10 protein-coding genes are annotated in these 12,868 nt (G+C 32.5%); 8 read left to right on the forward strand and 2 right to left on the reverse strand.

Translation table 11 applies throughout. The annotated features are described in order from the left end of the window. The first annotated feature begins 85 nt into the window (after positions 1-85). The 5 genes from ABZP37_RS13755 (at position 86) to ABZP37_RS13775 (ending at position 5,925) form a co-directional block, all read left to right on the forward strand. Positions 86-1,693 (forward strand): DUF4139 domain-containing protein, encoded by a 1,608-nt coding sequence (locus ABZP37_RS13755; protein WP_366183680.1) that lies wholly within the window; start codon positions 86-88, stop codon positions 1,691-1,693. Between the two features lie 214 nt (positions 1,694-1,907). After that, a complete protein-coding gene (gene lpxD / locus ABZP37_RS13760; protein ID WP_366183681.1) occupies positions 1,908-2,906 on the forward strand; it encodes a UDP-3-O-(3-hydroxymyristoyl)glucosamine N-acyltransferase in 999 nt (332 codons plus the stop codon). Between the two features lie 78 nt (positions 2,907-2,984). After that, entirely contained in the window at positions 2,985-3,629 is a 645-nt protein-coding gene (locus ABZP37_RS13765; RefSeq protein ID WP_366183682.1) for a Pr6Pr family membrane protein, read from the forward strand. Between the two features lie 131 nt (positions 3,630-3,760). After that, positions 3,761-5,389: an acyl-CoA carboxylase subunit beta gene (locus ABZP37_RS13770; protein ID WP_366183683.1), complete on the forward strand. Its 1,629-nt coding sequence runs from the start codon at positions 3,761-3,763 to the stop codon at positions 5,387-5,389. A gap of 113 nt (positions 5,390-5,502) precedes the next feature. Next, positions 5,503-5,925, forward strand: a complete 423-nt coding sequence (locus tag ABZP37_RS13775) for a DoxX family protein (RefSeq protein ID WP_366183684.1) — start codon at positions 5,503-5,505, stop codon at positions 5,923-5,925. A gap of 102 nt (positions 5,926-6,027) precedes the next feature. On the opposite strand, the gene ABZP37_RS13780 is transcribed toward ABZP37_RS13775, so the two are convergent. Beyond that, entirely contained in the window at positions 6,028-7,077 is a 1,050-nt protein-coding gene (locus ABZP37_RS13780) for an AMP-binding protein (RefSeq protein ID WP_366183685.1), read from the reverse strand. Between the two features lie 29 nt (positions 7,078-7,106). Next, positions 7,107-8,021 (reverse strand): CPBP family intramembrane glutamic endopeptidase, encoded by a 915-nt coding sequence (locus ABZP37_RS13785; RefSeq protein ID WP_366183686.1) that lies wholly within the window; start codon positions 8,019-8,021, stop codon positions 7,107-7,109. A 128-nt stretch (positions 8,022-8,149) separates the two neighbouring features. Here ABZP37_RS13785 and ABZP37_RS13790 point away from each other — a divergent pair, with 128 nt between their 5' ends. The 3 genes from ABZP37_RS13790 to fumC all read left to right on the forward strand — a co-directional run bounded on the left by ABZP37_RS13790 (position 8,150) and on the right by fumC (position 12,860). Continuing rightward, positions 8,150-8,497 (forward strand): ArsC/Spx/MgsR family protein, encoded by a 348-nt coding sequence (locus ABZP37_RS13790; protein WP_366183687.1) that lies wholly within the window; start codon positions 8,150-8,152, stop codon positions 8,495-8,497. Between the two features lie 88 nt (positions 8,498-8,585). Further along, positions 8,586-11,087, forward strand: a complete 2,502-nt coding sequence (locus tag ABZP37_RS13795) for an outer membrane beta-barrel family protein (protein WP_366183688.1) — start codon at positions 8,586-8,588, stop codon at positions 11,085-11,087. 387 nt (positions 11,088-11,474) lie between these two features. Further along, a complete protein-coding gene (fumC, locus tag ABZP37_RS13800; RefSeq protein ID WP_366183689.1) occupies positions 11,475-12,860 on the forward strand; it encodes a class II fumarate hydratase in 1,386 nt (461 codons plus the stop codon). Positions 12,861-12,868 lie beyond the last annotated feature (8 nt).

Genomic DNA, 12,868 nt, shown 5'->3' on the forward strand with positions numbered 1-12,868 from the left:
TATTTGTTTAGCCAAATGAAAAAATACTGTAGTTTTTAAATTACATTTACAAAAACAGCGCTACTAATAGCTAATAAACCTTTCGATGAAAAAAAATAAAATCGTATTGATTCTCTTTATGATTTCTGTTATTTCTTATGCACAGAAACCAATCTTTACTTCGGCCAAAGTAAAAGCCGCCACTGTATATTCAAATGCTGCAGAGTTAACTCAAAACACGACAGTAAACCTTCCTGCTGGAACGAGTGAAATTGTCATCAAAAATGTGGCGAATAATTTAAACGAAAGTACCATTCAAATTGGGGCTCCAAGTTCCGTAACTATTCTTTCGGTTCAGTTTACCAATAATTACATTTCAGAATTTGAAATTGATGAAAGTAATCCTGCCATAAAAAAAGTGCGTGACAGTATTACATTGGTACAAAAAGAAATAAAAAAAATTCAGATTCAAGTGCTGTCCAATACACAGACCATTGCATTATTAGATAAAAACCAAACCGTTTCTGGAATAAATTCTGGTCTAAATGTAGCCGAATTAATGAAAATGGTCGAATATTATAAAACCAAAAGAACGGAACTTGAAATTACAGTTGTAGATTTAAAAGAGAAAGAGACTAATTGGAACAAAAGGCTTATCATTTTAAACAACAAATTAGATTTCAACACTAAAAATGAAGAGAAATCCTCTTCAGGAAAACTGATTTTACAAGTCATGAATGAAGTTGCGGGAACTGTTCCTTTGAATATAACCTACATCACGAACGCTGCTAATTGGAAACCATTTTACGACTTACGAGCCGAAAGTATCAAGGAACCAATCAATATGATGTATAAAGCGCAACTGGTACAAACTACCGGAATTGATTGGAGAAAAATACAACTAACGTTATCCAGCGGAAATCCAAACCAAAATAATCAAGCTCCCGAATTACAACCTTGGTTTTTGAGATACAATCAGCCTATAACTTATGCTAATAAAAGTGCTGAATTAAATGAAGTGGTTGTAATAGGTTATGGTACGCAAAAAAGAAGCAGTCCTAGTCAAATTTCAAGTGTTTCTAACTACACAACAATCAATGAAAACCAACTCAATGTTTCCTTTGACATTGAGATCCCTTATGATATTCTATCCAACGGGAAAGTACATAGTGTTGCTTTGAAAGAAATTAAATTACCTGCAACATATAATTACTATGCTGCTCCAAGACTTGACAAAGAAGCTTTTTTATTGGCTGAAATAATTGATTATTCAAAATATAATCTTTTAAAAGGAGAAGCTAATATCATTTTTGAAGGTATGTATGTTGGAAAAACGACGATCAATCCAAATCAAACTGCTGATACTTTAAAATTAAGTATGGGTAGAGATAAGAAAATCTCCATCACACGCGAAAAAATAGTAGATAAGTCGGGAACAAAATTCTTATCTTCATACAAAGAACAAACGTTTACTTATGAGATTACTGTTCGAAACAACAAAAAAGAAGCTATTGAAATACTATTAAAAGATCAATACCCATTGAGCAATGACAAAGAAATAACAATCGAAATTTTAGAAAAAAGCAAAGCCAAAGTCAATGAAGAAACAGGGATTCTAACTTGGGAATTAAACCTTACCCCTAACGAGACAAAAAAAATAAGGCTTAGTTATAAAGTAAAATATCCAAAAGATAAAGATATCAGTAACTTATAGAAAGTCTTAATAATAATTTAGCTAAAAACACAAACCCGAAAGTTCAAATGGACTCTCGGGTTTTCGTTTTTACCACTAAAACAAATTCATTCAAATCGCAAAACATTTTTCTACTTATCTCTTATTCTTCAAACAATCATGATATAAGTTTGCCAAAAAATTAGGAATACCTAAATCAAATCACTTATTTTGAAACTAAATAACGAACTACATTATGAAATCATATTCTATTTTAGAAATAAATGAAGTCCTTCAAGGAATTATCCTGGGGGATACTCAACAAAACATAACTGCTCCTGAACAATTAGAAGTTGCCAGTAATACTGAGATTTCATTTATTGGAAATAAGAAATATGAAAAACTTTGGGCTACCTCTAATGCTTGTGTTGCTATTGTCAACGAAGATATTTCTATAGAGCCAGGTGAAAACAGAGCTTTTATTAAAGTTAAAAATGCTGATTTAGCGATGTCGCAAATCTTAGAACTTTTTGCTTTTCCAATGCCTGAATTTGATTCCGAAATTCATCCTTCAGCAACTATTGATATTACAGCTACTATTTCAACTGGAGTAAAAGTGGGTGCTGGTTGCTATGTGGGACCTAAAGTCGTTATTGGTAAAAACTCTATTATTTATCCAAATACAACCATTTTGGATGGTACCACTATTGGTGAAAACACTGTAATTTGGTCAGGAACTGTCGTTAGAGAACGATGTCATATTGGCAATAATTGTATTATTCATCCCAATGCTACTATTGGTGCAGATGGATTTGGTTTTCGTCCATGTCCTGAAAGAGGATTGGTAAAAATCCCGCAAATTGGAAATGTAATCATTGGAAACAATGTTGAAATAGGTGCCAACAGTTGTGTTGACAGAGGAAAGTTTAGCTCGACTGTAATAGGTGACGGTTGTAAGATTGACAACTTAGTACAAATAGGTCACAATAGTAAACTAGGTCGTTTTTGTATTATGGCAGGAAATAGTGGGTTAGCCGGTTCTGTTACACTAGGAAATGGAGTCATGATTGGCGGAAGTGCTTCTATCAAAGATCATACAACTATTGGTGATGGTGCTATTGTAGGAGCTGGTTCAGGAGTTACAGGCGATATTCCTGCAGGAAAAACAATGCTAGGATATCCAGCAGTTGAAGCGCGTGACGCACTCAAACAATGGGCTATATTGAAAAGATTAGTAAACGATTCTAAAAAATAAATGTTTTTTTTTTCATTAGAATCACTCTATAATTGAATGTTTTTATTTTATTTTTGAATAAAACAAAAGCCCTTTAATATGAAAAAAGCCCCGATACTAAGCCAAAAAAATATTGAAATAGCTGGAACAATATTAGGTTGGACTGCAGTATTAATTCAACTCTACCTCATTATAAATAACCGAATAGCTTCAATCCCTGAAACGCTTATTCGGTTTTTTAGTTTTTATACAATCCTAACGAATATCTTAGTTGCTTGTTGTTTTTCAATTCTTTGGTTAAAGCCCGAAAACGGACTTTATTCCTTTTTCAAAAATTACAAAATACAAACAGCGATTGCAGTTTACATAAGTGTTGTGGGATTGGTGTATAATGCAATTTTACGATTTTTATGGAATCCAACTGGTTTACAGTATATTGTTGATGAACTACTCCATTCAATTATTCCCGTTTTATATCTAATTTATTGGTTTAATTACCACCAAAAAGAACGTCTAAATTTCAAACCTGTTATTAAATGGCTTATTTACCCTTTAATTTATCTTCTTTATATTTTAATACGGGGTCATTTTTCAAACTATTACCCTTATCCGTTTATTGATGTAAACATTCTTGGATACAATAAAACATTCTTAAATAGTACATTTCTATTTGGCTTCTTTGGACTAATTTCAATTCTGTTTATTGGAATATCGCGTCTCATTAGCAAAACAAAGACTCCTTAAAAGTAAATAAGTTGGAATGACTGAATTCGAATTGTTTTTTTTAATTATAAAACTCCATTTTCCTGAAATCTTATTCTAAATTTTCACTGGATTTTGTAATTTAGCCCTGCATTATAAAACTCTCACTTCACATGGATTTAAACTTCAATAAAAACGAAGATCACAATAAACTATTAGTATCCGATTTAAAACAAAAGTTTGCAAAAGTAAGATTAGGAGGAGGTGAAAAACGCATCCAAAAACTTCACAATGAAGGTAAAATGACTGCTCGTGAACGCATAAATTACCTACTTGATAAAGAAGGTAAAGTAATTGAAATTGGAGCTTTTACAGGAGAAGGAATGTATGCAGAACATGGCGGTTGTCCTTCCGGAGGTGTGGTAATCAAAATTGGGTATATCCGAGGAAAGCAATGTATTGTTGTTGCCAATGATGCCACAGTGAAAGCAGGCGCTTGGTTCCCTATTACTGGTAAGAAAAACTTAAGAGCACAAGAAATCGCCATGGAAAATCGCTTACCTATTATTTACTTAGTAGATAGTGCGGGCGTGTTTTTACCATTACAAGATGAAATTTTCCCAGATAAAGAACATTTTGGACGTGTTTTTAGAAATAACGCTTTGATGAGTAGCATGGGAATTACTCAAATATCAGCTATTATGGGAAGCTGTGTGGCTGGAGGAGCTTACTTACCAATTATGAGTGACGAAGCTATTATTGTGGATAAAACGGCAAGTATTTTCCTTGCTGGAAGTTATTTAGTAAAAGCTGCTATTGGTGAAACCATTGATAATGAAACTTTGGGTGGGGCTACTACGCATTGTGAAATATCTGGGGTTACGGATTATAAAGCTAAAGATGATAAAGATGCACTTGACAAAATCAAAAATATTATTGACAAAATAGGTGATTACACGCCAGCAGGTTTCAGTCGAGTCAAAGCTATAAAACCGAATTTAGACGAAAACGATATCTACGGTATTTTACCTAAAGCTCGAAATGAACAATACGATATGATGGAAATCATCCATCGATTGGTTGATAATTCAGAATTTGAAGCATACAAAGAGGGTTATGGACAAACCATTATTACTGGTTATGCCCGTATTGACGGTTGGGCAGTTGGAATTGTTGCCAATCAACGCAAAGTAGTAAAAACCCAAAAAGGCGAAATGCAATTTGGAGGAGTTATCTATTCGGATAGTGCTGATAAAGCTACTCGATTTATTGCCAATTGCAACCAAAAGAAAATACCATTAGTTTTTTTACAAGACGTTACTGGTTTTATGGTAGGTTCTAAGTCTGAACAGGGCGGAATTATTAAGGACGGTGCTAAAATGGTGAATGCTGTAAGCAATTCTGTAGTGCCTAAATTCACTGTGGTAATAGGGAATTCCTACGGTGCTGGAAATTATGCCATGTGCGGAAAAGCATTTGATCCTAGATTAATTTTTGCATGGCCAAGTGCTGAGTTGGCGGTAATGGGAGGCACTCAGGCAGCCAAAGTATTGGCACAAATTGAAGCTTCGTCTTTAAAATCCAAAGGAGAAACTATTGATGAAGCGAAAGAAAATGAATTGTTTACAAAAATCAAAGCAAGATATGACGAACAGGTTTCTCCTTACTACGCTGCGGCACGCTTGTGGACTGATGCTATTATTGATCCTTTAGATACTAGAACATGGATTTCAATGGGTATTGAGGCTGCTAACCACGCTCCTATTGAAAAGAAATTTAATTTAGGTGTGATTCAGGTTTAGGCTGTAAGACAAGTCCAAATCACAGCTTATTGAAGGAAATTTTTCGACACTACTATCACCTATTATCTTAAAAATCACTACCTTAGTGTATTAATTTAAAAAACTATAGTATTATGAACAACGTAAAAACCTTAAATAAATGGGCGAATGCGCACACTTATTTATCTATAGATTTAATCCGAATTGCACTGGGGATTTTTTTATTCATGAAAGGTGTTGAATTCATTACAAATATTCAATATCTAGTAGATTTGATTTCTCCCATCGATAGAATTGGAGGAGGAATGTTTCTTATACATTATATTGCTCCTGCCCATATGATTGGTGGTATTATGATTGTTTTTGGACTCTTGACTAGATGGGCAATAATAGCACAACTACCAATCCTTTTGGGAGCTGTTGTTGTAAACTTCATGGGAGAAATGCAATCACAAAACCTTATCTTAGCAATAGCAACTTTAGCTGTATGTATCTTCTTTATGTTTTATGGAAGCGGAAAAAATTCAGCAGATTACTATTTTAAGATGGAACAGTAGCGAAAGACAATTGCAAATATCAATGTTTATGTTCAATAGAACATAAAAAAAGGAAGCATTTTGAAAAATCAATTTGCTTCCTTTTTTTAAAATATATAGTGACTATTTTAATTTAGACAATATTTCTTTACGCTTACATTTTCCTGTTTCTGTTTCATCAAATTTAGAAACAAATAGAATTTCTTTTGGCTTTTCATATTTGTCAAGAGCATCAAAGATAGAAGTATCAAACTCTTTATTTTCGCCTTCTATTACAAGTACCAATTTTTCACCAAGTACTTCATCTGGTAGTCCGCCAATAAAAAATCTGTTAGAAATAGCGTTTGATAACTTTTCTTCAATTACCTCAGGAAGCATCTTGATTCCCCCACTATTAACAACATTATCAATTCTACCTAAGAAAACAAATTGTTTATCGTTAAGGATTTCTACAATATCATTAGTAACAATCTGTTCTTTAGCAACCCTTGGCGCATCAATCACCAAACATTTTTGATCGTTTTGAGAAACTTTAACCCTTGGCAAAACAGTAAATGCTTTTTCTCCAATTTTTTTAGCAGCAATATGAGTCATTGTTTCCGTCATACCATATGTTTCATACACTTTGGTATTTATCATTAGTAAACTTTTTTCCAATTCCTTACTCATTTGTGCTCCACCTACTATTAACTTTTTAACATTCCTTAAAGCTGCAATAGAATTTTTAGCTTGCAAAGGAACCATTGCTGCAAAATCATACATAGTTTCATTTCGTTCCAAAGGAGTCGAACTAGGCGCTACAAAATCAATATCTAATCCTAAGATAAAACTTCTAACCAGCATCATTTTTCCTGCAATGAATCTAGTTGGCAAGCAATACAATGCTTTATCTCCTGGAGATAACTCAAAAAAATCTCCCGTAGCTAAAGCAGAATTCACCATAATCTGCTTGTCAGTTCTCAAAATTTTTGGAACTCCTGTTGTGCCTGAAGTCTGTAAATCAATATATGACTTATCATCAAACCAATCTAGTAAAAAATCCCCAATAGATTTTTCAAACTCATCACCCTCTTTTACTAATGAATAGGAAACATGAATCAATTCTTGTTTGTTTAAGTAAACTCCGTTTAATCTAAAACGATTATGAACGTTTTTATAAGTAACATTTCTCATTGTTGTTAGTTGTGTATTATTATATGTAGTTAGTGTATTTTACCTGTTAGTTTCTCTTTCCAATCAACCCACTGGTATTTACGACTAAAGATAAATAAAAGCATTGGGTATATTACAAATATTGGGAAAATAATATCAAAACCTGCATCAGGAATTGAAATATCTTTAAAAATAGAATGAGTTTGAAAAGCAGACCAATCTGCCGTAATTAACAACGCACTTATCAAGTTATTAGCAGCATGAAATCCTAGCGCTAATTCCATTCCCTCATCCATCAGCGTAAGAATTCCTAAAAACAATCCCGTTCCTATATAATAGACAAAAATAATATTCCCCAACTTAGAAACTTCTGGATTAAACACGTGCATCATCCCAAAAATAATGGAAGTCATCATTAATGGAAACCATTTATTTTTAGCCAAATTAGCAAAGCCTTGCATCAAATATCCTCTAAAAACATATTCTTCAACACTGGTTTGAAAAGGAATTAAAAGTGTTCCAATCACTATTAATAGTATAAAAGGAATAGGTTTAAAATTAAAAACATAATCAGAAGGATTAAGATAATAATCACTCAATGTAGTGAGGACAATAAAAAAAGACCAAATAGAGAAAGAGAAAAATATCCTTTTCCAATCCATTTTCAATCTAGAAGTAGTAACTGAAAGTAACGTTTGCTGATGCAAATGACGTACAACATAAAAAATTCCAAATAGCGTTAAAACAGAAGGGATTAAAATTAAAACTAATGTTACATTAGAATCAAAAAAATGCATTAACTCTTCATTTCCTGAAGGGTATTTTACTTTATTAAAAAACACTTGATAAAAAACCCCTAGTAATAAAGGAATTTGACCTATAAATGAAACTGTAATTATCAAAAAAGAACCTATAATATATTTCCAAAATTTATTCTCTGAAGTTACTCCTTGTTCAACAAACATTAATTTACAATTTATTTAGGACTAAGATAGGATTCGAAATAGTATTTTAGCGAAATATTTCATCTTTTTTAACATAAAATCAACCTTAAGGATAGCAAGCTATTTTAAATAAACATTAAATTATACTTATGATGCAAATTTATCACAATCCAAGATGTGGGAAATCAAGAAATTGTTTAGCTTTCATGGAAGATAAAAATATGGATTTTGAAATCATCAAATATCTTGAAACTCCTCCTACTATAGAAGAATTAAGATTGCTTTTAAAAAAACTAAATCTTGAGCCAATTGAATTAGTAAGACAAAAAGAAAAAATTTGGATCGAAAACTATAAAAACAAAACACTTAGCAATGAAGACATTATAAAAACACTAGTTTCAAATCCAATTTTAATTGAAAGACCTATCGTAATTTACAACGATCAAGCCATAATTGGCCAGGAATTTGACAAATTAGAAACTTTTATCAAACAATAGTTTAATTTTAACAACACTTAATCATTTTGAATATTTTAAACCTTATGACAGTTTAGTATTCTAATAATAAATTAATAACAAGGTATCAATGCGACATTTTCTCAAGCATCTCTTAGCTCTCAGTATTATTTTTAGCTTTTTAAATACTACTGCACAACAAAAACCCGTTTTAAAAGAAAAAATTAAAATCTCGGGAACAATTATTGAAAAAACGACTAAGCAACCTCTAGAGTATGCAACGGTAACTTTCATTAATCCTAAAAACCCAAAAGCGCTTTCTGGTGGAATTACTGATTCAAAAGGTACTTTTGACATTGAAATTTATCCTGGAATGTACACTATTAAAATTGAATACATTTCTTTCAAACCTATCGAAATTAATCAACGATTATTGCAAAAAAGCACTTCTTTGGGTACTTTTTCTCTAGAAGAAGATGCCGCACAATTAAAAGAAGTCGTGATTACAACTGAAAGACCAGCGGTTGAAATAAAATTAGATAAAAAAATATATAATGTCGGCCAAGACATGTCCGTAAGAGGTGGAACTGCTAGTGATGTTCTTAATAACGTCCCCTCAATAGCAGTTGACACTGATGGAACCGTAAGTCTTCGTGGAAACGATAATGTCCGTATCTTAATTGACGGAAGACCTGCTAATGTTACCAATATTAGTGATGCTTTAAAAAGTATTTCATCCGATGCTCTAGATAAAGTTGAAGTCATCACCAATCCATCTGCCCGCTATGACGCAGAAGGTGGAGCTGGAATTATTAATATTGTACTTAAAAAAGGAAAAAATAATGGATTAAATGGTACTGTAGTAGCTACAGTGGGAGACCCAAAAAATCTTGATTTAAATTCTAACATCAATTATAAAACAAATCATTATAATTTATTTACCTCAATTGGTTACAATGACAGTAGCTCTCCTGGAAATACTAAAACCAACACCAATTATTTGAATGAAGATGGTTCTATAGAAAAAACAATCAATGAAGTAAACAAACGAGTTCGTGAAAGAGATGGATTCAATACTGTATTTGGAGCAGATTGGTTCATAACCCCATCCATAACATGGACCAATTCTATTAAATACAGAAATCAGGATGGACATAATCCTGAAGATGTCAACTTTGACAATTATGTGGGTAGTGACTTTTATGTGAGGAATCGTTATAATGACGAACTATCTAATGATGAAGATTTTCAATACAATACTAATTTTACCAAAAAATTTAAAAAAGACGGTCACAAATTGACATTTGATTTTTCAACTTCAAATAACAAAGACATTGACGATTCAGTTATTACGGATCAAATCATTGGTAGCCCTAACAGTAAATTTGAACAATTTACAACTAGTTTTAGAAGAGATGTTAGCCAATTAGTACAAACAGATTACGTACTTCCTATTGGTGAAAATACGCAATTTGAAATGGGGTATAAAGGGCAATTTAAAGTCCTAACTACTGATTTTAAAATAGGTGATATTGAAACAAATGGGGATTATACCGCAGACCCAAACTACAGTAATATATTAGAATATAAAGAAAAAATTAATGCTATTTACACGCAATTTGGTTCGAAAATAAATAAATTCTCTTACCTGTTAGGAGTTCGTTACGAAGATTCAAATATTGACATCAATTTGCTTAGTTCTAACAACTTCAATACTAAAAAGTATAATAATTTTTTCCCAAGTGCATTTTTAACCTATGAGTTAACTGATGAAACTAGTTTATCTGTTAATTACAGTAAAAGAATATCACGTCCAAGCTCTCGATACATTAACCCTTCATCAAACTATTCTAGTAATGTAAATATTTTTCAAGGAAATCCTGATTTAAATCCATCTTTTACAGATGTTTATGAATTAGCATCTATGACAAAAATTGGAAAAGCAACACTAACCTCTTCTATTTATTACAACTATAGCACTTCTGTTTTTCAATTCATCAGAAGACCAAACGGAGATGTCGTTGAAACTGAGGTGGACGGACAAATTACAGAAACACCTGTAATATTAACAACTCCAATCAACTTAGCAAAGGAAAGCCGTTATGGTTTTGAACTTAATATAAACTATTCTCCATTCAAATGGTGGAGGCTAAACAACAGCTTTAATGTTTATAAAAGCATTACAACAGGTAACTACACCTATACTGATATTAATGACGTAGAAGTAACACAGAATTTTGACCGTACTGCTACGAGTTGGTTCACAAGACTTTCTTCAAAAGTAACATTACCAAGCAAAATCGACTGGCAAACTAATCTTATGTACTTTGGTCCTAAAAATAGCGCACAAGGAAAATACCTAGGAATGTTTATTGCAACTGTTGCACTTAGTAAAGACATACTAAAAGACAAGGCTACCATTTCCTTAAATGCTAATGATATTTTTAATTCAGGTAAAAGAAGGTTCAAAACCTTCATTCCGGGTGTAATTGATTCTTATACTGAACTACAATTTAGACAAAGACAAATTAACCTTTCCTTTACTTATCGTTTCAACAAGAAAAAAGGGGAAACAGAAAAAGGAGGAAGACAACAAAACAATGAAAATGGTGATGGAGATTTCCCAGGTTAAAACTATTCCAGACACATTATACCATAAAAAAAGGACTCGAATATCGAGTCCTTTTTTATTTCAAATCAAATTAATACTAAAGTGATTCTTGTTTCTTTGCTTTCTTTGCTTTGTATCTTTCCCATAAAGCGCCTCCGATCCAATACTGAACGAAACCTACTAGAAAAAACATTAACCAAAAACCTATAGTTAATACGGTTAAAAAAAGTAAAAAGCCTAAATACTGTGAAAATTCAAACATGTTTTCCGGAATTTTTGAATGTAGCCACAAATATAGGTTTTAAATCATTTGCTAACAATAAAAACCAAATCAAATTACATAAAAAATAATAATGCGTACTTTTATAGAAGAAACAAAATTCTACATTTTTTTTAAATCATCACATTATGAAATTTAGAATCGAAAAAGACACTCTTGGAGAAGTATCTGTCCCTAGTGACAAATATTGGGGAGCACAAACGGAACGATCTCGGTCCAATTTTAAAATTGGTAGTCCAGCATCTATGCCTAAAGAAATTATTATGGGTTTTGCTTATTTAAAAAAAGCTGCCGCTTATACCAATTGTGATTTAAATGTTTTATCAATTGAAAAAAGAGATACTATCGCAACCGTTTGTGATGAAATTTTAACGGGACAATTAAAAGAACATTTCCCTCTAGTAATTTGGCAAACAGGCTCAGGAACACAAAGTAATATGAATGTAAACGAGGTAATTGCTAATCGTGCTCAGGTTTTAAATGGATTGCGAATTGGCGAAGACGAACCACTTATCAAAGCTAATGACGATGTCAACAAATCACAATCCTCTAATGATACCTTCCCTACTGCTATGCATATTGCTAGTTATAAAATGCTTATTGAAGTTACAATCCCTGCCATTGAAAAACTTAGAGATACGCTACAAAATAAATCTACCCAATTCAAAGATGTTATAAAAATAGGACGTACACACCTTATGGATGCAACACCACTTACCTTAGGACAAGAAATTTCAGGTTATGTTTCACAACTCAATCATGGGCTAAAAGCTTTAAAAAACACTTTACCGCATTTATCTGAAATTGCATTGGGAGGAACTGCTGTAGGTACTGGTTTAAATACTCCTGAAGGCTACGACATTCTAGTAGCTAAATACATTTCTCAATTTACTGGTCTTTCCTTTAAAACAGCCGAAAATAAATTTGAAGCTTTGGCAGCGCATGATGCCATTGTAGAAAGTCACGGTGCCTTAAAACAATTAGCGGTTTCTTTAAATAAAATAGGGAATGACATACGAATGTTAGCCTCTGGACCTCGCTCTGGAATTGGCGAAATTTTAATTCCTGAAAACGAACCTGGTTCATCAATAATGCCTGGAAAAGTAAACCCTACACAATCTGAAGCTTTAACAATGGTTTGTGCCCAAATCATGGGAAATGATGTGGCTATTACCATTGGTGGTATGCAAGGGCATTATGAATTGAATGTTTTCAAACCCATGATGGCTTTTAATTTTTTACAATCTGCTCAATTATTAGGAGATGCTTGCCACTCTTTTGACGAACATTGCGCCCAAGGGATAGAACCCAATCACAAACGTATTGATGAATTAGTAAATAATTCCCTAATGTTGGTAACCGCCTTGAATACTAAAATTGGTTATTATAAAGCTGCAGAAATTGCTCAAACAGCTCACAAAAACGGAACAACTTTAAAAAAAGAAGCAATTCGGTTGGGATATGTTACCGCTGAAGAATTTGATGCTTGGGTAAAGCCTGAAGATATGATTTAAAAAACATC

It is taken from the genome of Flavobacterium ovatum, from assembly GCF_040703125.1.
Classification (GTDB): Bacteria; Bacteroidota; Bacteroidia; order Flavobacteriales; family Flavobacteriaceae; genus Flavobacterium; species Flavobacterium ovatum.

Excerpts from the sequence above, each read along its gene's own strand:
- ABZP37_RS13795 (WP_366183688.1), top strand. The coding sequence starts at position 8,586 with ATGCGACATTTTCTCAAGCATCTCTTAGCTCTCAGTATTATTTTTAGC.
- ABZP37_RS13755 (WP_366183680.1), top strand. The coding sequence starts at position 86 with ATGAAAAAAAATAAAATCGTATTGATTCTCTTTATGATTTCTGTTATT.
- ABZP37_RS13790 (WP_366183687.1), top strand. The coding sequence starts at position 8,150 with ATGATGCAAATTTATCACAATCCAAGATGTGGGAAATCAAGAAATTGT.
- ABZP37_RS13770 (WP_366183683.1), top strand. The coding sequence starts at position 3,761 with ATGGATTTAAACTTCAATAAAAACGAAGATCACAATAAACTATTAGTA.
- ABZP37_RS13785 (WP_366183686.1), bottom strand. The coding sequence starts at position 8,021 with ATGTTTGTTGAACAAGGAGTAACTTCAGAGAATAAATTTTGGAAATAT.
- fumC (WP_366183689.1), top strand. The coding sequence starts at position 11,475 with ATGAAATTTAGAATCGAAAAAGACACTCTTGGAGAAGTATCTGTCCCT.
- ABZP37_RS13765 (WP_366183682.1), top strand. The coding sequence starts at position 2,985 with ATGAAAAAAGCCCCGATACTAAGCCAAAAAAATATTGAAATAGCTGGA.
- ABZP37_RS13775 (WP_366183684.1), top strand. The coding sequence starts at position 5,503 with ATGAACAACGTAAAAACCTTAAATAAATGGGCGAATGCGCACACTTAT.
- ABZP37_RS13780 (WP_366183685.1), bottom strand. The coding sequence starts at position 7,077 with ATGAGAAATGTTACTTATAAAAACGTTCATAATCGTTTTAGATTAAAC.
- lpxD (WP_366183681.1), top strand. The coding sequence starts at position 1,908 with ATGAAATCATATTCTATTTTAGAAATAAATGAAGTCCTTCAAGGAATT.